Source organism: Flavobacterium omnivorum (assembly GCF_900099915.1).
In the GTDB taxonomy this organism is placed as follows: Bacteria; Bacteroidota; Bacteroidia; order Flavobacteriales; family Flavobacteriaceae; genus Flavobacterium; species Flavobacterium omnivorum.
Genome location: NZ_FNDB01000003.1, coordinates 334575 through 357563, shown reverse-complemented (window position 1 = coordinate 357563; position 22989 = coordinate 334575). Strand labels below are relative to the sequence as shown.

Here is a 22989-nt window from a genome sequence, read left to right as displayed (position 1 = left end):
TTTTTAAAAATCCGTGACAATCAGTTAAATCTGTGTCATCCATGAGCTAATTATATGAAACTATTTATAACAGGAATTGGAACCGATGTAGGTAAAACCATCTCGTCAGCTATTATTACAGAAGCTTTAGAAGCTGATTATTGGAAACCTATTCAAGCAGGCGATTTAGAAAACTCTGATAGTCATAAAATCAAGTCTTTTTTGTCAAATAAAAAGACGGTGATTCATCCCAATAGCTATGCTTTGAATACACCAGCCAGTCCGCATTTTGCTGCTGAATTGGACCGAATTTCCATTGATCTAGATAAAATCATCGAGCCCAAAACAGAAAATCATTTGGTCATTGAAGGTGCGGGAGGCGTTTTTGTCCCTTTAAATTCAAAGGATTGCGTGATTGATTTGATCCAGCCTGATTATAAAGTTATTGTGGTATCCAGACATTATCTAGGAAGCATCAATCATACGTTATTGACAATTGAGGCCTTGCAAAATAGAAAAATCACAGTCGCGGGAATAGTTTTTTCGGGAGATGAAAACAAAGCTACTGAAGCAATAATATTGAGTAAAACGGGAGTAAAATGCATTGGACGAATAGAACAAGAACCCTATTTTGATCAAAATGTCATCAAAGAATACGCAGACCGATTTAGAGAAAATCTATTGAATTTATAATTATGACGAGCACAAATATATCTACTTCGGTGACTAGGGGGCTTACAGAAAGAGATCAACAAAATCTTTGGCATCCATATACCCAACACAAAACTGCAGCGCTGCCAATTGCCATTAAAAAAGGGAAAGGCGCATTGCTTTGGGACGAAAATAATAAAGAATACATCGATGCAATTGCCTCTTGGTGGGTGAATCCTTATGGACATTCGAATACATTTATTGCTGATGCCATTTACAAACAGCTCACAACATTAGAGCATGTGCTTTTTGGTGGTTTTACACACGAACCTGCTATTTTGGTTGGCGAGAAGTTGATGGAAATTTTACCCAAAAACCAACAAAAAATTTTCTTTTCCGATAATGGTTCTACGGCTGTTGAAATTGCGATTAAAGTTGCACTACAATATTTTTTCAATAAAGGAGAAAAGAGAACTGCGATAATTGCTTTCGAAAACGCATTTCACGGCGACACTTTTGGCGCTATGGCTGCAAGCGGAATATCGTTTTTTGTCGAAGCATTTAAGGATTCTTTGATTGAAGTGATTCGGATTCCGGTTCCTGTAAAAGGACTTGAGCAGGAAAGTTATGATGCTTTACAATCGGTTATAAAAAACAATAATTGTGCGGGTTTTATTTTTGAGCCTTTGGTTCAGGGAGCTGCAGGAATGGTAATGTATGAGCCAGAATCTTTAGATAAATTAATACGAATTTGTCAGCAGAGTAATGTACTGACCATTGCAGATGAAGTGATGACGGGCTTTGGGAAAACGGGAAAAACATTTGCAACGGATTATTTGATTGAAAAACCAGATATGATGTGTTTGTCCAAAGCATTGACCGGAGGAACAATTCCTATGGCGATTACAACTTTTACGCAGGATTTATTTGATGCTTTTTATGATGATGATATAAATAAAGCGTTGTTTCATGGACACACATTTACAGCAAATCCAACAGGTTGCGCGGCGGCTTTGGCTAGTTTGGAGTTGTTACAATCCGATGAAATGCAAGCGAATATTGCTCGGGTAAATCAAAATCATCTGGAATTTCAGGAGCGCATTAAAAACCATGCAAAAGTAACTGCTACTCGTGTGCTGGGCGTTATTTTTGCTTTAGAAATAAAAACAGAAAGTGCAGCTACTTATTATGGAAGTTTACGCAACAAACTCTACGATTTTTTTATCGAAAACGGCGTGGTTCTGCGTCCGGTTGGCAATATTGTGTACATATTACCTCCTTACATTATTACGGATGAGCAATTAGATACAGTATATCAAGTAGTCGAAAATGCTTTAGAAATAGTCTAGTTTTTCGCCACAGATTAAACGGATTTACACAGATTAGAAAGATCCGTTTTTATCGGTTTAGATCCGTGTCATCCGTGTGCTATTTTTTGGCCATAGATTAAACGGATTGAACGGATTTCCACATATTAAAAAAATCCGTTTTTATCGATTAAAATCTGTGTCATCCGTGTGCCAATTTCACGAAAAACTTTGCGACCTTTGCGGAAAATAAAATATCTTGTCAACAATAATCTCCATAACCGCCATAGCTTCCATTTCGCCTTTAGGAAACACACCTGAAGGAATATGGGAAAATTATCTAAAGGAAAATCATTGTTTATCCGAACATTTTTTAGACCAAAAAAACACATTTGCAGCCAAAATTGATGCTGATTCCAGTGAAATAATTCGCAAATTGAAACAGTCAGACAGTAAATATAAATCTTTGGACCAATCGGTTTTGTATGCCATGGCTGCTTCGCGACAAGCCATGCAAAATGCAGGTTGGACTTCAAAAGACGTTTTCGGAATCAATATTGGTTCCTCTCGTGGTGCTACTGATTTATTTGAAACGCATTATCAGGAATATTTAAAATCAGGGAAAGCACAAACTTTAGCTTCTCCAACGACTACTTTGGGCAATATTTCTTCTTGGGTAGCTCATGATTTGCAAAGTTCCGGACCGGAAATCTCACATTCTATTACGTGTTCTACCGCGTTGCATGCCGTTCTGAACGGAGTGGCGTGGCTAAAAGCAGGAATGGCCGATAAATTTTTAGTGGGTGGAACTGAAGCGCCTTTAACTGATTTTACAATTGCCCAAATGCGCGCGTTGAAAATTTATTCGAACAGTACCGAAGAATATCCCAATCGGGCACTTGATTTAGAAAAAAAGAAGAATACCATGATTCTTGGCGAAGGTGCCGGCGTGTGTTGCCTCGAAATAGGAAAAAAAGAAAACGCATTGGCTTACATTGAAGGAATTGGATATGCTACAGAGTTATTGGAACATAGTATTTCAATATCGGCAGAAGCAACTTGTTTCCAAAAATCAATGAAAATGGCATTACAAAATACTGATTTGTCCGAAGTTGATGTCATTGTGATGCATGCTCCGGGAACCATCAAAGGCGACTTGACTGAGTACAAAGCCATAGAGAAAGTTTTTGGCGAAAGCCTCCCATTATTGACCACCAATAAATGGAAAATTGGTCACACTTTTGGCGCATCGGGAATTTTGAGTATGGAACTCGCTATACTGATGATGCAACACAATCGATTTATCGGAGTTCCTTTTGCAGAAGCACAAATTCAAACCAAGCCGATTAAGAAAGTATTGATTAATGCCGTTGGTTTTGGAGGTAATGCCGTGAGTATACTTTTGAGTGTATGACGATGCAATTTATAAGAGGTGTGCTTTTGTAAAAAGGGAGCTACGAATTACTCTAATTTCACAAATTTTGGCAATCATTGTTAATTGGTGCGAGCTGTATATATAGGTCAAGGTTTAATGACACACAGATGCCGCAGATTTAAGCGGGTTTGTATTTTTGTGTGGAATACCATTTGAATGAAATCAAATAATTCTATTGTTGGTTTTGGTTTTTTTTCAATGTGACTTAGAACTGAATCTTGGGCTAAAATTAATTGTTTTGGAGTAGCTTTTTTTTGGGCAACCTAAAAATAAATCAGCGTTAATCCGCTATATCCGTGTCATCCGTGTTCCAACTTTCCAGTTCTTTTACTTTTTCGTAAACTAAATTACTCTCATAACCTTTTCGGAGTAAATAATCACAGAATTTTTTGCGTTTTTTCAATCGGTTTGTTTCCCGGATGGCTTCCCATTGTCTTTGGGAAAGGGAGTCAAAGGTTGTTGCATATTCCTCAGGCGTAATTTCCTTAAGTGCCAGATTGATGTTGTATTGTGTGATTTTTCGAAATTTCAATTCGTTTACAATTCTGATTTTTCCCCAAAATTTGATGCGGTGTTTTCCTCTTGCGAAACTGCAGGCAAACCGACTTTCATTCAGGAAATTATCTTTGATCAGATGTACTACAATCGTGTCGATTTCATCAGAGTCCATTTTCATGCTCCACAGTTTTTGTACCACTTCTTCGTGACAGCGTTCCTGATAGGCGCAGTAGTGTTCAATTTTAGGAATGGCTATTTTTACGGTATATATGGGGTTCATTTTCTTGGTTTTACAACAGTATTATCGAGCTTAAAGTTGATATATGATTTCAACAATTTTATCTCAAAAATAAGTCTTTAAATTGATATTGCTTCTAAGGGCAAATAGTAATTTAATTTTTGTTGATTTCGCAAAAAAACAGATTGTCATTTTATTGATATTAAGTCTTATTTTAAAGGGAGTTAGTCTTAAAAAAATGAATTAAAAAAAGGCTAAAAATTATATATTTCAAACTCTTAAAACATGTATTTCAACCGATTATTAAGTACTTGGTCGATTAAATTAGAATTTATTTAAAAAACGGAGCGATATTACAAACGTAGCTGATTTTACTTTTTTTGTTGTTAAAGCGAATTAAGGATTTAAATATAAGATACATAAAAAAATATCATCACATGAATAAAAAATTACTTTTACTAATTGCATTCTTTTTTAGTTTTGTTTTAGGTTATGGACAAGTGGCGGATTACTCTTTTTCACAATTCTCTGGTACTTATACAGCTTTTTCAGGAGTGCAAAATTATAATTGGGATGATTTTGTTACTGAAAACACTATACCAATTGGGTTTTCTTTTGAATTTAACGGAATCACCCACACTACTTGCTCTATTAACTCTAATGGATATATTACTTTTGGTTCAACTGTTTCTTCAGCAACTAGTTACTTGCCTATTTCTACTAATGGAGGTTATGCTGGGTCAATTAGCGCTTTAGGTATGGATTTAGAGAGTAGGAAATATATAGTTTATGGTATAACTGGCACAGCGCCAAATAGAGTTTTTACAGTACAGTGGACGGAGACCAGACGATATGAGGGTAGGAATCTTAGAAATGGAGATTTTAATTTTCAAATAAGATTGAATGAATCAAGTAATGTAGTTCAAGTTGTTTACGGTGGCAGTGCCACAAATTATGATACTGATTTGAATGCTCAGGTGGGTTTGCGTGGCTCTAGTAACAGTGATTTTAATAATAGATCAGTTACTAATAACTGGTCTTCGTCTGCTCAAGGGACTATTAATACAGCTAGTTGTAGAACTGGAAGTGGATCAGGGGAATTGCCTGTAAATGGATTGACGTTCACTTGGACGCCTAAACCTGTGATTGCCAGTTTTACACCAAACAATTCTTGTGGAAATTCTGGAGTTTCAGTAGTTCTAACAGGAAGAAATTTTACAGATGCAACTACAGTTAACTTTAATGGAGTGGCTGCGGTTTTTGTAGTAAATAGTAGTACACAAATAACTGCACAATTACCAAATACAGCCACTACTGGTACAATAACAGTTATTACTCCTGGCGGTACAACTACAAGTACAACTAGTTTTACTGTTAACCTACCAATATCTAATAATAATGTATCATATTCAAATGGTACTTCTATGCCAGTTAATGCCACTGCGAATGAAGGGAATAATTTGGTTTTGAACGCGCCAGTTAATACGTATTTTGCTACAGTTAATTTTGCTAGTTATGGCACTCCAAATGGCACAGCTCCAAATTTTACATTAGGTGCTTGTCATTCCATAACGAGTCAATCTGTAGCAGAGGGTTATGTAGTAGGCAACACAACAGCTACGATTCCTGCTACAAATACAGTTTTTACTGATCCTTGTGAAGGAACAGGTAAAAGATTGTTTGTTACAGCAACTTACGCGCAACCTATTTGTAATGGGAGCATTGTATCTATTACTGGAGCTACACCTTCGGGAGGAACTGGAACCTTTACATACCAATGGCAAAGTAGCACTACAAGTGCCACTGCAGGTTTTGCAGCTGCAGTAGGTTCCAATAATAGTGTAAATTATACTTCTGGTCCATTGACTCAAAATACTTGGTTCAGGAGAGTGGTAACCTCATGTACTTATTCCAGCACTTCCGCAATTGTGATGGTTAGAGTAAATACTGCAGTAACTCAAGGAACAATTGGTTCTGATCAAACGATATGTAGTAACACAGCACCATCTCCTTTAACATCAACAGCTGTAGGAACAGGTTCAGGAGCTATTACTTACGAATGGCAAACAAATGCTAGCGGAAGCTATGTTACAATTGCAGCGGAAACAACAGCAAATTACTCTCCGCCAGTCTTAATTGCAACTACAAGTTATCAAAGGAGGACAGTTTCAGTGAGTGGAGGAGTTACTTGTTATTCTCCTTACACAGCACCAGTAACTATTTCTGTAGTTCCACCACAAGGAGATGAAGTTACCTATGGTGCGGGCTCGTGGATTGGTTTTGTATATGCCAACACAAATGGAGGTAATCCGCCAACCAATGCCTTTAGTACAACCTATAGAGGGTATGTAACGCAAACGGAGAGTTTTGATTTAAATTTAGGTGTCGGAGCGCTTTCAGGACCTAATGTCTGTGGCAGTTATGCTGATAATTTTGCCGTACGATTTAAAATGAACAGAAATTTACCAGCAGGTTGCTATACTTTTACGGTAGGTGGCGACGATGGTTATCGTTTAAGTTTAGACGGAGGCCTAACTTATGTTATAAATAACTGGAATGCACATTCGTACCAAGAAACTACCTCTACGGTTTACCTTAGCGGTACTACTAATTTTGTTTTAGAGTATTTTGAAAATGGAGGACAGTCACGTGTGCGGTTTTTATCCACATTTTTAGCACTAGGGGTACCAGTTGTGGGAGCGATAACGCAACCTACTTGTGTACTAGCATTAGGAAGTGTTTCATTAAGCGGTTTGCCAGCAACTGGATCTCGAACCATTATTGCAACTCCAAATACAGCAGGCTTAACAGGATTAACAGGGACAGGAGCAACGGCAACAGTAGGAGGTTTGGTAGCGGGAACAACCTATACTTTTTCAGTGTCTAATGGTACTTGTACTTCTCCTATTAGTTCTAATGTATCGATTAATCCGTTGCCACTGGTGGCAACATACAATGGTACTTGGACAAATGGTCCGCCAACAATTGAACAAAGCATCGTTTTCTCAGGTAACTATACCTCTATTGGAAATCTGGAAGGCTGCGATTGTACCGTGAATTCTGGAGTTCAAGTGACTGTACAATCTGGTCATACGTTAAAAATAACGAATGCTGTAAAAGTAAATACAGCCGCGGGTACAAGTCTTACTCTTCACAACAATGCGAGCTTGGTACAGGTCAATGATGCCGCGGTTAATTCAGGTGTTATATCCTATATTCGTAGTAATAGTACAACCAGAGAGACGGATTACACGTATTGGTCATCACCAGTAGCGGGGCAAAAATTGATTGATGTATCTCCTAAAACACCTTCGGACTTCTTTTATTCATTTAATGCAGCGGACGATAATTGGAATAATGCGGTTCCATCTACTGTTATGGGGGTTGGAACGGGTTACATTATTAGAGGGCCCAAAATTGTTGCGACGCCTCCTCCTCCTTTGGCTTTTCATGAAGCTACTTTTAAAGGAACTCCAAATAATGGTAAAATAGAGCTTCCCGGAATTATTAAAGACAGATCTTATCTTTTGGGAAATCCATATCCTTCGGCATTAAGCGCTAATAGGTTTATAAACGACAATAGTGCTGTGCTAGATGGTACGCTTTATTTTTGGACACATATGACTCCAATAGGAGATGCAGTCTTTAATCCCGGATCTGGAGTGTATGCGTATTCATCAAATGATTATGCTACATATAATCTTACTGGAGGACTTGCAACTAATCCTGGTAGTGCAGCATCACAAAGCATTAGTGCAAAGCCTACTGGAGAAATAGCAGCAGGACAAGCTTTTTTTACCAGTAGTAGACTTGATCCAACCAATAATACTATTGTATTTAATAATAGGATGAGGCTTGACGTAAACGATGCTATTATGAATAACTCTCAGTTTTTCAAAGTGAAAAATTCAACAAAAAAGACAAACACAATAGAGAAACATCGCGTGTGGTTAAACCTTACTAATACGCAAGGTGCGTTCAAGCAAATGTTAGTCGGTTATATTACAGGCGCTACTAATGATTATGATTCTTCTTTTGACGGGCCAAGCTATAACGGGAATGAGTTTATTGATTTCTATAGTATTAGTGAAGGTGAATTTTTGGCGATTCAAGGTAGGACTTTACCATTTGACGAGAATGATTTTGTAGCATTAGGATACAGTTCTGCGATAGAAGGTGATTTCTCAATTAGTATTGACGAGGTGGACGGATTGTTAGTTAGTCAAAATATTTATTTAGAAGACAAATTGAATAATTCGATTCACAATTTAACAAAGGAGGCTTATACCTTTACAACCGCAATAGGAACCTTTGACGATCGTTTTGTATTGCGTTATACAGATAAAACTTTAGGAGTAGCTGATTTGGACCAATTAGAGGATCAAGTGATTATTTCTAAGGACAAGAATGAATTGAAGATAAAATCAGCAACCGAAACGATAAAACGAGTAACTATTTTTGATTTACTAGGGAAAAAAGTATTTGATAAAGAAGCTTTAGATGAAACTGAATTCCGTTCTTCAAATGTTAGTTTATTTAAGCAAATGGGAATTGTAAAAGTGACGTTGGCTAATGGGCAAGTAATCTCTAAAAAAGTCGCTTTTTAGCACTTTATAAAAGTTCATGAATCGAGTTAAAATCCCATTTTATGTTTAATAACATGGGATTTTTTTTTGTTTTATAATTTTTCAAGCACGTAAAATTTTAAACAAAATACATATTATTGTGTATTTAGTCTATATAAATTGCCTTTAATCGGATTAATTTTGAATTGTGGGGAATATAATTTGATTTTGTAGCTATTATGCTAAAACAGATTTAGTTGTTTTTTTATAATCGCCCCGCAAATCAATTTTACATCCTTATGATTAAAAAATTACGTTCTCCATTATTTATACTTTTAGCGCAGCTCGCAGCTTCATTACAAACCCCAAAAACAAAAAAAAACAATAGTAGTATTGCAGATCTTACTTGCGAATTTGGTGATCTATTGGGTGCGATTCATTCTAGTTTTACAGTTCGAAAAACAATATTCTTTGTTGTGTTGTTTTTTTCTTTTATAGGGGCTAGTGCAGCCATTAGAACGAGTACCGCTGCAGGAGGAACATGGGCAACAGGTTCTACTTGGGTTGGAGGCGTTGCGCCAGTTGCGGGTGATGATGTTATTATCGCCACTACGGGAGCAAATGTAGTTACAGTAGGAACAAGTGCCAGTATTGTCAACGTTACTATTAATGCAGGAGCAACCTTGAATATAGCGAATAGAACACTTACTACTACCGGGTTTTTTGTAAATAACGGAACGCTGACGGGAACAACAGGAATTGTAGCGTTGACAGGTAATTTTACAAATTCAGGTAATTTTACGCTCACTACTGGTCGCTTAACGATTGCATCTGGAAATTTCAATAACTCTGGAAATTTTACATTAAGTGGTGCGGGAAGATTGTTGTTGGGAGGGAATTATAGCACTTCTGGGTCGGTTACTTTAAGCTCCGCATTAGTTCAATTTACGGGTACAGCTAATCAAACCATACAAGGATTTACCACAACAGGAATAGTTAGTATGCTTAAAACAGGAGGGATAGCCACTCTAACAGGGAATGTAAATGGTGGTGGATTGACTATAAATGGAGTTGGTGGAACCTTAGATTTAGTGTCAGGAACACATTCCTTTAGCTCAACGTGGACAAGAACAAATGGAACGCTTAATTGCGGCTCAAGTTTACTTAGGATTGGCTTAAGTGCTTCGGGAACTGTTGGAACATTTAATGCTGGCACAGGAACGGTAGAATATTACCGAGCAACTGGTACTGCTCAGACAGTAGCTCCCGTAACCTATAATAATTTGACGCTTTCTGGCTCCGGATCAAAAACCATAACAACAGCAACAACTTTTATAAATAAAGTTCTTTCCATGGAAGGAACAGCAACCGCCTCGGCAGCTCCAACTTATGGCGCTTCGGCTACTTTGCAATACAATACCTCAACTATAAGGAACGTTGGAGCAGAGTGGATAAGTCCTTTTGCTGCTTCTGGAGGTGTTGTGATTAACACAACCCAAAACGTAACACTAAATTCGGCTAAAACGTTCAATAACTCAATTCCTTTAACCGTAAACGGTGGTGGAAAGTTACTTTTATCTACTTTTTTGTTAACCTTAAATGGAGATCTTATCAATAATGGCGGGAGTATAACCGGAACTACAGGCGGTGTTACAATAGCTGGGACAGTTCCTCAAAACATTGGAGCTTTCTCAACAACAGGAGCAATATCTATGGTAAAGACTGCAGCAACAGCAATTTTTACAGGTGCTGTTAGCGGAGGTGCATTAACAATTAATGGAACTGGCGGAACTTTAAATCTAGGTTCAGGATTGACACATACATTATCAGGTATTGTAACCTTATCAAACGGAATATTGAATGGTGGTTCAAGCAGGCTTAATGTAAATGCGACAAGTGCCACAGCTTGGAATGGTATAGGAGCTAATTTTGTAGCAGGGATCGGAATTGTAAATTTTGGTGGAACCGCACAGACATTGGCAACAGCCACAACATTTAATAATCTGATATTTTCAAATTCCGGGATAAAAACGTTTACGGGTATTCCTATAATCAATGGTATTCTTTCTATGGAAGGAACAGCAACGGTTTCGGCGGTTCCAAATTATGGTTCGGCAGCTACGCTTCAATACAATAGAACTGTTTCTTTGCCTACAGGATTAGAGTGGGGAAGTCCATTCACCGCAACTGGCGGAGTTACGATCATAAATACGGGAATAATTACGGTAAGCGGGATTAAAACTTTTGGAGCTTCTTCGTCTCTTGCTATTGCTGGTGGAGCAACTTTGGAAAATGGAGGTTTCGCAATTTCTGGAGGTTTAACGCTAAATGTTAATAATGGTGGTTTATTGAAGGTTACAGTTACAAGCACATTACCGTCGTTTAATAATACTAATTTAACTGCCCTAAGTACAGTGGAATATAGTGGAAATGTTCAAACGGTTGCTACACGAACCTATGGGAACTTAATCCTAAGTGGTACTGGGAATAAAACATTCCCCGCAGCTACAACTATAATGGGAGATTTAAAAATTAGCGGGTCAGCTATTGCACTACTTTCAAGTGGATTTTCTTCTTCGCAATCTTTGACTTTTGGTATAGCATTGCAAAGCAATGGATCTTGGGGAGGTACTACATCTGCAGCAACAAACGTAGATGCAACAAGGTTTGGCTCTACTACAAACGGTATTTTGAACGTGAATGTTTCTTGTCTTCAAGGTACTTGGATAGGTAGTATAAGTTCCAATTGGAATACTCCGGGAAATTGGTGTGGAGGAATACTGCCATCGTCGTCTACCAATGTTGTAATTACATCAGCATCAACCAATCAACCAGCATTGGGCACAAATGGGAATGTTCGAAATTTAACTATTTCTAATGGTGCGATTTTATCCTTATCAGGTACTAATACATTAAACGTTAGTGGCAACTGGAAAAATGATGGAACATTTATTCCAAATAGCAGTACTGTGAACTTTAATGGAACTTTACCTCAAATAATTGAAGGGACAATAGTTTCTACTTTTCATAACCTTACAAACTCAAACGTGCTTTCAAGTATTACTGCTGCAATAGGACTTACAGTAAATAATGTTTTAAACATAAACAGTTCATCATCTGTGCTTGATATGTCAATTTTTGTCTTGATTGGTGGAGGGACTTTTTTAAATTCGGGTAGCGGGAAAATTCTAACAGCTAATAGCTCTGCAACTCCAATTCCTGCAGGTAAAGCTTGGACGTGCACAGTGATTTTTAATAATGCAGTGGGTGGTCAAACTATTGTTAGTGGTACTTATAACGGAACACCTTCTTTAGAATTTAAAAATAGTTCCGGGACTCAAACTGCATCAGGGAATATTATTGCCGGTAATAAGTTAAATATTGAGGCTGTGGGAACAACGGTATTCAATATGAATGGATTTAATTTAACGGCCACTATTTTAAATATCGCTGCAGCTGATGCTGTACTGGATATGAAAAACGGCAATTTATCATTTACTGTTATTGACGCCATGAATGGAACTGTACGTTTTTCAGGAGTTTCAAATGGAGTGTCATTCCCTTCAGGTACTGTAGATTATTACGGTATAGGACAAACTGTAGCTGGCGGAAATTACTACAATCTGTTATTTTCAGGTATTGGAGGCAATTATAGAATTGTTACTGATATTGATGTCGCAAACACATTTACAATTACTAATGGAGATGTAACTGTTGATGATTCTGTTTCTTTAAACCTTGATAGTGCAATAACAGTGCTTTCTTCGGGGACACTGACTTTAGAAAACAATTCAAGTTTAGTCCAAACTACTTTTACAGGAAATAATGTTGGGAACGTTACCGTAAGAAGAAATACAACTCCAATTGTTTTAGATGATTTTACGTATTGGTCTTCGCCAACAAAAGGAACACAAACATTACGCGATTTTTCGCCAAACACTCAAAGCGATAAATATTTTGAATACAATAATGATTGGGCTAATGTAAATGCATCATCAACTGTTTTTGCACCCGGAATAGGATATGCTATTCGTGCAGAAGGGACATTGATTCCGCCTGGTATGCCAGCGGTTGATGATTCTTTACGGTTTATTGGAGTACCTAATAATGGTACAATTAATATTCCGGTTACGGTCAGAACATCAGATGGTGTGGGCGAGAGATTAGTAGGAAACCCTTATCCTTCAGCCATTGATGCAGATGCTTTTATCAATGCTAATCTTGTAGGAACAGGTACAATCAACCAGACCATTACAGGAACGTTGTATTTTTGGACACACAATCACACTTTGTCAGGCAACGATTATTTAGCATCGGATTATGCTACTTATAATTTATTTGGGGGCGTTGGAGTAGATTCCGGAACAGGGAACATAACTGATCCAAATCAATATATTGCATCGGGTCAAGGATTTTTTATTGAGAACGATTTGGCTGGCAATGTTACTTTTGACAACAGCATGAGAGTTATTTCAAATAATAACAACTTCTACAGACAGAAAAAGACCAAAAATACAGAAGAAGAAAAGCACAGAATTTGGCTGAAATTACAAAAAGGAACAAGTGATTTGACCGGAACATTAGTTGGCTATGGTTCCAATTCTACCAATGATTTTGATCCAGGTTATGATAGTTATGTGTATGATGAAAATCAAGCGTTTTCATTGTATAGTTTCATTGGAACTTCAAAGATGGCGATTCAAAGTAAATCCCTGCCGTTTGTTGATACCGATGTAATTTCTTTTGGTTACAGTATAAATGTTGCCGGAGATGCAACAATAAGCATCGATAAAGTGGATGGATTATTTTCAGACAATCAAAATATTTATTTAGAAGATAAAGTATTAAATGTCGTTCACAATCTAAAAGAAGATCCGTACATTTTCAATTCTGAAAAAGGAACTTTCAATGAGCGTTTTGAATTGCGTTTTAAGGATAAAACATTAGCATCGGCTGATTTTGAATTAAATGTGAATGGTGTTCTGATTGCTAAAGATAAAAACGAATTAAAGATAAAATCAGAATTGGAAACCATAAAACGAATTACGGTTTTTGATATGCTGGGTCGAATAATCTTTGATAATCCAGCAGTAAACAGCACTGAATTTCGAACTTCAAATAATGCTCTGAAAAACCAAATAGGCATAGTAAAAGTAATATTGACCAACGGTCAGGTCCTCTCAAAAAAAGTTGTTTTCTAGACTCAAGGAACTAAATTTTGAATCCTATAAAAACCCCATTCTGTTTAGACTGAATGGGTTTTTTATTTATGTAAATATCACTAAATGTGGGTATTGTGAGAGATAAAGATTGTTTCTACTTTTATTAAAAATACTTTAGTATTGCTACTATCGCTATTTATAATAGAATTTTAAATCCACTCTAAATTTGAAAACAAAACTACTTTACTTCGGGATTGCATTTCTTTTTTCGATCTTAAACGCAGCTTATTCCCAGCAAGGAAAGTCTGATCCTACATTCAATACTTTTGATGACGGTTTGCTAGGGGATGGTTTTGATAATGCCGTTAGAACAACTGCGTTGCAGGCTGATGGGAAACTGATTGTAGGGGGAGATTTTTTGAACTTTAATGGAGGTTCAACTCCCTATTTATGTCGGTTGTTGCCGGATGGTTCTAAAGATCCTTCCTTTACATTGGGTATCGGTTTCCAGTCTGGGGTGTATTGTACTTTGATACAACCGGACGGTAAAATAATTGTAGGGGGAAACTTTACATCATTTAATGGGTCGAGTGCCGGAAAATTAATTCGGTTGAATGCCGATGGCTCCAGGGACAGCACTTTTGACACTTCGACTGCAGCGACTCCCGGGATAGTATATTCAGTCGCTTTGCAAGCTGATGGAAGCTTGGTCCTTGCAGGTAGTTTCACAAAATACAATACTACCACTGTTAATAGGATTGCTAGAATTTTACCCAATGGAAATCTCGATACCACTTTTGCAAGTGGAACAGGGGCAAGTGGTGTCATAAATACAGTACAAATTCAATCCGATGGTAAGATAGTGATAGCAGGATCATTTGCTTCATTCAATGGGATTTCGTGTAATCGAATAATTCGATTGAATGCGAATGGCAGTATAGATGCTACTTTTAATGCCGGAACAGGTTTTAATGACGCCGCTCGAACTCTTGCAATTCAAATGGATGGGAAAATTTTGGTTGGAGGTGATTTTACAACATACAATGAAGCTGAAGCCAATAGAATTGTTCGATTAAATGCAAACGGATCAATTGATAACAGTTTTAATTCTGGTACAGGATTTAGTGATTCGGGAGTGTATGTTATAAAATTAGATTCTATTGGAACCATTATGGTTGGAGGCTCATTTAATGGAAAATACAATGGAGTTGACGTCAATAGATTAGTTTTATTTGATGCTAATGGCGTACTAAATCCTGTGTTCGATATTGGTTCTGGACCAGCAACGGGCATTGTTTATACTTTAACGAACGATGCAGTAGGTTCGTTTTATTTGGGTGGTACTTTTACTGCTTTTGATTCTCAAAATCAAGGTAGACTAGCTAAAATCGATGGGGAGGGAACACATGATATTGGCTATTTGACTGCAGGTGTTGGATTTGATAATTCGGTTTTGAAGGTGATTTCATTGTTGGATAACAAAACAATGGTTTTCGGAAATTTTACAAAGTTTAACGGAGTGAGTGCTTCCCGAATTACGCGATTACGAGAAGATGGAACAATCGATATGTCCTTTGATTCCTCTGGTATTGGTGCAAATAACAGTATTAGAAGCGCCGCTCTACAAACGGATGCTAAAATTGTTTTTGTGGGAAGTTTTACAAGTTATAATGGTATAACTACAAACCGAATTGCTAGAGTGTTCCCAAATGGAGCTATTGATCCTGCATTTGTAATGGGGTTGGGGTTTAACAATATAGTGTATTCCGTGGCGATTCAAGCGGATGGAAAGCTAATTGTGGGTGGTAATTTCACGAGTTATAATGGTACGGCTAGCAATAGAATTATAAGGTTGTTACCTGATGGAATGAGAGATTCTAGTTTTAATCCTGGCTTAGGAGCGGATGCTATTGTAGAAGTCGTTATAGTTCAACTAGATGGAAAAATTGTTTTGGGTGGGCGGTTCTCCACCATTAATGGAAGTTCGTGCAATCGAATAGTTCGACTCAATTCCGATGGAAGCATAGATTCGTCATTTGAAATTGGTGTTGGTTTTGATAAAAATATATTTTCATTAGCCTTACAAGCGGATAAAAAGCTAATTGTAGGCGGGACGTTTTTGAATTTTAAAGGCCTATCTGCAAAAAGACTTTTGCGATTGAACAGTGACGGTAGTTTAGACACCTCTTTTCTAACGGGATCCAGTTTTAGCAATGGAGAAATTCGGGCTATTTTGGTTCAACCGGACAACCGCTTGTTAATTGGAGGAACCTTCTCTGGGAATTATAATGGAGCGGCGGTAAGGCGAATGGTACGTCTTCTTTCCAGTGGTATGTATGATACTACCTTTACTGTAAATTTGAATAATACGTTATTTAGCATAGATTTTACATCAAATAATAAAGTAATGATAGGCGGAAATTTTAATTCTGTTTCTGGTGTAGCAAAGCATCGGGTTGCCCGAGTCAAACTGTGTACAAATAGCTCTGTTTGGGATGGGTCTTTTTGGAACAATGGAATCCCTTCGGTAGAAAAGACTCTAATTTTTAACAAAAATTATACCGCAGCAAGTAACCTAAATTCCTGTTCTTGTACTATCAGTGCAGGAAATACAGTTACAGTTCTAGATGGAAACACCTTAGGTTTGGCTTTTGACTACGGTGGTTTAGGTACGTTAATTCTAGAAAATAATGCGGCTTTGTATCAATCTGAAGAGCAAGTCAATAATTCAGGCACCATTGAGCAGAAAAGAAAAACAACTCCAATGCTCGTGACTGACTACACGTATTGGTCCTCACCCGTTTCAAGTCAAAAATTGATTGACGTATCTCCCGACACGCCTATAGATAAATTTTATTCGTTTGATGCATTGAGAGATTCCTGGTTTAATGAGAATGCAAGTAATTTAATGTCCGTCGGTAGAGGTTATATTATACGTGGTCCAAGGGTTTTTTCCGAAACTACCGCAGCAAACTACGAAGCTATTTTTAAAGGAGTTCCAAATAATGGATTGGTTTCAGTTCCAATTGCGGCAACCGATACTTCCAACTTAATTGGTAATCCTTACCCTTCAGCCATAAATGCAGATTCCTTTATAAATGGGAACAAAGGAGTTATAGATGGAACCATTTATTTCTGGACACATAATACTGCCATTAATAAAAACGTATATACTTCAGATGATTATGCAGTATACAATCTTCTAGGAGGTGTAGGTACAAGTGCTGCTTTAAATTCAGGAGTTAATAATGCAAAACCAGATGGAAAAATAGCCTCGGGACAGTCTTTTTTTGTGACGAGTAGTAATGGCGGTGGATTTGCTGTTTTTAACAATACAATGCGGCTAGTGGGTCAGAATACTAATTTTTTTAAAGTAGGTTCATCAAAAAAATCCAAATCCAGCGCGATGGAAAAGCATCGTATTTGGCTCAATTTATCGAATAGCGATGGAGCTTTCAAACAGATTTTGATAGGATATGCCGAGGGAGCTACAAATGATTTTGATCCTTCTATTGATGGAGAGAGTTTTGATGGGAATCAGTATTTAGACTTTTACAGCATTAATCAAGAGAAGAATTTAGTGATACAAGGGAGAGCTTTACCCTTTGATCCAACAGATGAAATTAAATTGGGATTCACTAGTACAGTAGCGGGGAACTTTACAATTGAAATCGATGAAACGGATGGGCTTTTATCAAATCAAAGTATTTTTATTGAGGATAAATGGAGTAATACCGTAGTGGATTTAAACCAAACAGGTTATGCTTTTACTACTGCAATTGGGACTTTTGATGACCGTTTTGTTGTTCGTTTTATAAATAAAACCTTGACTGTTAATGATACGGAAAGGGATAAAGAGTCCGTTTTTGTTTCGAGTAAAAACAAAGAATTGCGAGTAAATTCATCAAAGGAAGTCATAAAGGAGATTACAATATATAGTGTAGAAGGAAAAAAAATATACCACAAAAACGGTATAAATAAGACCGATTTTTCCATAACAAGTTGGTTTTTAGCTCCTCAAATAGTGCTGGTAAAAATAGGTATGCAAAACGGGCTGTCTGTTACTAAGAAAGTGCGCTACTAATTTTCATAAAAAAACCATCTTGCTTAAACAAGATGGTTTTTAGTATTGATTTTAAAAAATTATTATTTTTCTTTAGCAGAAGCCTCAATGTTTTTTTCGATAGTATGTCCGGGTCTGGACCATTTTGGTTTTTCACCAAGTGGAGCAAATTGAGAATTTTCAGCCTCAACGGTTTGCGGTTGAGAAACTTTTGTAAATGGTTTTTGAGGGTTTAAACCTAACATTTCAAACATTTTCATGTCTTCGTTTACGTCAGGATTTGGGGTTGTCAACAGCTTGTCTCCTGCAAAAATGGAGTTGGCACCAGCAAAGAAACACATGGCCTGACCTTCACGGCTCATGTTCATTCTTCCTGCAGATAAACGAACTTGGGTTTCCGGCATGATGATTCTGGTAGTGGCTACCATTCTGATCATTTCCCATATTTCAACTGGTTTTTCTTCTTCCATTGGAGTTCCTTCCACGGCTACCAAGGCATTAATTGGAACTGATTCAGGTTGTGGATTTAACGTAGAAAGCGCCACTAGCATCCCAGCTCTGTCTTCGATGCTTTCACCCATTCCAATGATTCCACCGCTACAAACGGTAACGTTGGTTTTGCGAACATTGGCTATGGTTTGCAAGCGGTCTTCAAATCCGCGTGTCGAAATAACTTCTTTGTAGTATTCTTCAGAGGTATCTAAATTGTGATTATAGGCATACAAACCTGCTTCCGCCAAACGATGTGCTTGGTTTTCAGTGATCATCCCAAGAGTACAGCACACTTCCATATCTAGTTTGTTAATGGTGCGAACCATTTCTAAAACTTGGTCAAATTCAGGACCATCTTTTACGTTTCTCCATGCTGCTCCCATGCAAACACGGGACGAACCACTTGATTTTGCACGTAAAGCTTGTGCTTTTACTTGACTGACAGACATTAGATCATTTCCTTCAATAGCAGTATGATACCGAGCTGCTTGCGGACAATACCCGCAATCTTCTGGACAGCCACCTGTTTTTATAGATAGTAAAGTTGAAACTTGAACCACGTTAGGATCGTGATGTTCTCTATGAATTGAAGCTGCTTCATAAAGCAAGTCCATCATAGGTTTGTTGTATAGTGCAATAATTTCTTCTTTAGTCCAGTTGTGTTTTGTAATGCTCATCGATACGATTTTATGATGTGTCAAAAGTAGTTAAATTGTTCTAAAGAAGCAATGCAATAGTATTGAAAAGCCACGCATTAAAATTTCAGCAAATTAATTTTTAAAAGAGGGTCCAAGTATTTTTGTAATCTAATAGTGGTTTTAAAGTAATAAGAATATTTTAGAAAAACACAGATTAAAAAATCCTCGAAAAGACTTTACTATTGCTTTTGCGAGGATCTAAAAATTAAGGTTGATGTGTGTTTTACTTTATGATTCAGCACCGTGTTTATCTGAGGTATAACGGGTATCCCAATAGAGCATAAGCATAAATGTTACAATTACCGCGGATACAATTCCTTCAAATAATAAAGATATCGAATAGGTCATTACTGAAGGTTGTCCGCCAAATAAGAAGGTTTTTGACAATGATGCAATGTAGGCTTCCCCACCTCTTACATAACTATAAATAATTAGTGCAATTATGCTCAAAACAACTCCTACTAAAGCTGTGAATAGTGCGGCAACGGAATTAGAAACCAGTGTGGTATTTCCTTGAGCAAAATTTTCCTTAAGCGTTTTATGGGTGCCATAAAAAATAAAAAGGACATTGAAAAGGCGCAAAAGATAAATGTCTGCCAGACCTAAAAGTTCCATTATTAAGAAATAAATTCCAATGCCTACTACTATAATGAATCCATTTACTAATTCTTTCGGTATTTTCATAAGACTGGTTTTAAAGGTTGAAAAATCATTTTTTTTTTAGATAAAAAAGGTATGACAATCAAAATTAAAGAAAAAAAGGGAATTTTTTATCAAAAAACGAAAGAATTTATTGTAAAATTATAAATTGCCTATAAAGGTAAGTGCGCTTTTTTTGTCTTTTTGTAGTTGCTCTTTTAGGAGGTCAACCGATTCAAATTTTTGTTCGGAACGAATTCTTTTTAGTATTGAAACACAAATAGATTTGTTGTAAATGTCTTTATCAAAATCGAAATAATGGATTTCAATAGATTGAATATCTCCATTAACTGTGGGGTTGAATCCAATGTTCATTATTCCAAAAACAGTTTTTTGGTCCAATATACTTTTTACAACATAGACTCCATTTTTGGGAATCAGTTTGTAGTTTTCTTCGATTTTTAAATTGGCTGTTGGAAAATTAATCGTTCTTCCCAGTTGTTTTCCTTGAATAACATTTCCAGTTAAAAAATAATCATAACCTAAATATTCGTTGGCCAAAGTCATATCTCCTTCTAATAAGGCATTTCTAATTTTGGTTGAACTTACGGAAATTTCATTGATTTCCTGAACCGATATTTGTTCAACTTCAAAATCATATTGTTTTCCAAAAGCAATCAGATCATCAATGTTTGCTGTTCGATTTCTTCCAAATCTATGATCATGACCAATAATGATTTTCTGGATATGAAAGCAATCTACAAGAATCGTCTTTACGAATTCCTCAGCAGTCAATCTTGAAAATATTTCGTCAAAAGGATGAATGACAAGGTTTTCGATGCCGATTTTCTCTAGTAAATCTATTTTTTCATTGATGGTGTTGAGCAATTGTATTTCAGAATGTTCTTGTAGGACCATTCTAGGATGCGGAAAAAAAGTAAGCACTAAGCTTTCGTATTTTTCATTATCAGTGTTTTGAAGTACTCTTTCCAGAATTTTTTTGTGACCAATGTGAACTCCGTCAAAGGTTCCTAACGTTATAATTGTTTTTTTTGTGGAACTGAAATCGTTTATAGAATGAAAAATATTCAAAGCAAGTGTTTTATAATAGCGCAAATTTAAGGTATCCAATCGATATAACTAAAAAAGGATTGAAAACTTCAATCCTTTTTAGATAATTAGGTGTTATTTTATTTCTTAATGAACTTAACGGTGCTTGTTTCGGCTTGATTTTTAGATAATTTTAAAAAATAAATACCTTGAGACAAAGTGGAAACGTTTATGCGGAGATCCTCCTCTGTTTCTATCTTTTTTGTTTTTATGATTTGACCTAAACTATTGATAATGGTGTAGGCTTCCGGAGTTTCTAATTTATTTTGAACAACAAGATTCAATATATTTGATGTAGGATTGGGATACAGGTAGACAGCGTTTGAGTTTGTTATGTCCGCTGTAGCGAGTGATCCAATTATAAAACTTTTAGTCTCTACTTCGCCAAACTTTCCACCGGTAGCTATAATTTCATCTGATGGTGTCGATAAGGTATAAGATCCAACTCCGTAATCACAACAAATACCATCCATTTCAGTATCGTAAATAGTAAAGGTATAACAGCCATTAGTTGGTAGGTCGAAACTAGTTTTTATAGGTGCGGGAAGTGGACTGCTTGTAGGCGTGTCAGTATAAGGACCACCTTGATACAGTTTAGTCCCTGTTGCATTGGTAAGTTCCCAAGTAGTTTCTGTTCCAAAACGGTCTAATTGTAATGAAAATATTACTGTGTTAGTAGCGTAGTTTTTGGTAATGTCAAAATTTACCGTGTTGCTATTGTTATTCGAATTTTGATCCGTGGTTGCATTTGCGCTAATGATTGTTGCATTGAAATTATGATTTCCTCCACTTGAAGTCACGTTATTTAAAGTGATGTTTTGGGATTCGTTGTTGGCAAGATTACCGGTCCAATTATACGTTTGCAAGTTCGCATTGTCAACTCCGTAAGTGACTGAAGCCGAGGTTAACCTTGCGCTTCCTTTGTTGACTATTTTGATAACTGGAATAAAAGAATTGTTGCAAGGAATGATATTTAAGTTTTGAACAATTGTAGCGGCATCATTTGCAAATACAACGCCTGGGGTAAGCGCATCAGAGGTTTTTAAAGCGGCTCTTCTTATGGAATTATTCATAACGGTTATCATACGTGTTTTTTGATCTGCCGTAAATATGTTCATGCACGCATCATCGGTATAGTCCATATAATTTTCAACCATATCTAATCCCGGGGATTCGGGACAGGAGTCAATATTTGTTGGGCAGCCTTCATTTGCTTGTCCTGCGTTGGGTGTATCATTACAAAAATCATCTACACCGCAGCCTCCGTCTCCCCAAATATGTCTTAAGCCGAGCCAATGTCCTACTTCATGTGAAGTAGTTCTTCCTTTGTCATAATTTGTTACATAAGTTCCGCCGGGAAAGTAGCTGGATGATCCGAAAAAAGCATATCCAATCACGACCCCATCGGTAGCAGCTGTTCCAGGATCTGCGCTTATGCCAGAAAGTCCAGATCCACTGGGAAACTGTGCATACCCCAAAAGTTCTGTACTAGTAAATTTCACTACCCAAATGTTTAAGTATTTTTCAGGATCCCACTGTGTTTGTGGTTTTACAATAGTATTAATGTCATCGGTAGACCAGCTTTCTTGCTCTAAATTCACATGGTTTATTCCATTTGATAAAACGCCTGCAGGATCTCGTTTTGCTAGAGCAAATTCAATTTCTACATCAGCTCCTACGGGGTTGGTGTTATAGCCTGGAGTGTTTAGTTTTTTTCTAAAATCTTCATTTAGTACTTGAATTTGAGAAATTACCTGCTCATCAAATATATTTTCATCTGCACCTAATAAGTCTCCGTTGTGAATCACGTGCACAACTACAGGAATTGTTATTACTGCTTTTGTTTTAAATTCTTTAGGCGAAATTACTGGTTTGTTTTTCTCCAAGTTGATTTTGGGAGCAATCCATTGTTCAAATTCAGCTGTAGACAATCGGTTAGGATTTTTGGCTTTCAAATAGTCCTCATATTCCGTGGTGGCACATCGAATTATGGAGCCTGCTTTGATTACTTTCTTTTTGCCAAAAAGCATTACCTCCTTTGTGTTACTGACCTGAGCGAAAGTAGCGCTGACCGCAAAAAGGAGAGTTATTAATAAAAGAAAAGTAATTTTTTTCATGGTATCAGTATTTTTGAATTTAACGAAATCAGCTC

At 36.9% G+C, this 22989-nt stretch carries 11 protein-coding genes; 6 read left to right on the top strand and 5 right to left on the bottom strand.

Features of this window, described 5'->3' with window-relative positions; genetic code table 11:
- Positions 1-54: 54 nt before the first annotated feature.
- The 3 genes from bioD to BLS90_RS05265 all read left to right on the top strand — a co-directional run bounded on the left by bioD (position 55) and on the right by BLS90_RS05265 (position 3351).
- A complete protein-coding gene (gene bioD / locus BLS90_RS05275; RefSeq protein ID WP_091256029.1) occupies positions 55-672 on the top strand; it encodes a dethiobiotin synthase in 618 nt (205 codons plus the stop codon).
- 2 nt (positions 673-674) lie between these two features.
- A complete protein-coding gene (gene bioA / locus BLS90_RS05270) occupies positions 675-1979 on the top strand; it encodes an adenosylmethionine--8-amino-7-oxononanoate transaminase (protein ID WP_091256026.1) in 1305 nt (434 codons plus the stop codon).
- Positions 1980-2196: 217 nt separating this feature from the next.
- Entirely contained in the window at positions 2197-3351 is a 1155-nt protein-coding gene (locus BLS90_RS05265; protein WP_091256024.1) for a beta-ketoacyl synthase N-terminal-like domain-containing protein, read from the top strand.
- A gap of 301 nt (positions 3352-3652) precedes the next feature.
- On the opposite strand, the gene BLS90_RS05260 is transcribed toward BLS90_RS05265, so the two are convergent.
- Positions 3653-4150: a regulatory protein RecX gene (locus BLS90_RS05260; protein WP_091256021.1), complete on the bottom strand. Its 498-nt coding sequence runs from the start codon at positions 4148-4150 to the stop codon at positions 3653-3655.
- 395 nt (positions 4151-4545) lie between these two features.
- Between BLS90_RS05260 and BLS90_RS05255 the strand changes: the two genes are divergently transcribed.
- The 3 genes from BLS90_RS05255 to BLS90_RS05245 all read left to right on the top strand — a co-directional run bounded on the left by BLS90_RS05255 (position 4546) and on the right by BLS90_RS05245 (position 17919).
- On the top strand, positions 4546-8715 hold the full coding sequence (locus BLS90_RS05255) for a T9SS sorting signal type C domain-containing protein (protein WP_091256018.1): 4170 nt from the start codon (positions 4546-4548) through the stop codon (positions 8713-8715).
- 257 nt (positions 8716-8972) lie between these two features.
- Positions 8973-13874, top strand: coding sequence for a T9SS sorting signal type C domain-containing protein (locus tag BLS90_RS05250; RefSeq protein ID WP_091256015.1), 4902 nt, complete (start codon positions 8973-8975; stop codon positions 13872-13874).
- Between the two features lie 187 nt (positions 13875-14061).
- Positions 14062-17919: a T9SS sorting signal type C domain-containing protein gene (locus tag BLS90_RS05245; RefSeq protein WP_091256012.1), complete on the top strand. Its 3858-nt coding sequence runs from the start codon at positions 14062-14064 to the stop codon at positions 17917-17919.
- Between the two features lie 62 nt (positions 17920-17981).
- Here BLS90_RS05245 and bioB read toward each other — a convergent pair whose 3' ends face one another.
- From bioB to BLS90_RS05225, 4 genes are all read right to left on the bottom strand, one after another.
- Positions 17982-19067, bottom strand: coding sequence for a biotin synthase BioB (gene bioB / locus BLS90_RS05240; protein WP_091256010.1), 1086 nt, complete (start codon positions 19065-19067; stop codon positions 17982-17984).
- Positions 19068-19316: 249 nt separating this feature from the next.
- Positions 19317-19772, bottom strand: coding sequence for a hypothetical protein (locus BLS90_RS05235; RefSeq protein ID WP_091256008.1), 456 nt, complete (start codon positions 19770-19772; stop codon positions 19317-19319).
- A 117-nt stretch (positions 19773-19889) separates the two neighbouring features.
- Entirely contained in the window at positions 19890-20819 is a 930-nt protein-coding gene (locus BLS90_RS05230) for a bifunctional riboflavin kinase/FAD synthetase (RefSeq protein ID WP_091256083.1), read from the bottom strand.
- A 98-nt stretch (positions 20820-20917) separates the two neighbouring features.
- Positions 20918-22954, bottom strand: a complete 2037-nt coding sequence (locus BLS90_RS05225) for a M43 family zinc metalloprotease (RefSeq protein WP_091256006.1) — start codon at positions 22952-22954, stop codon at positions 20918-20920.
- Positions 22955-22989: the final 35 nt, after the last annotated feature.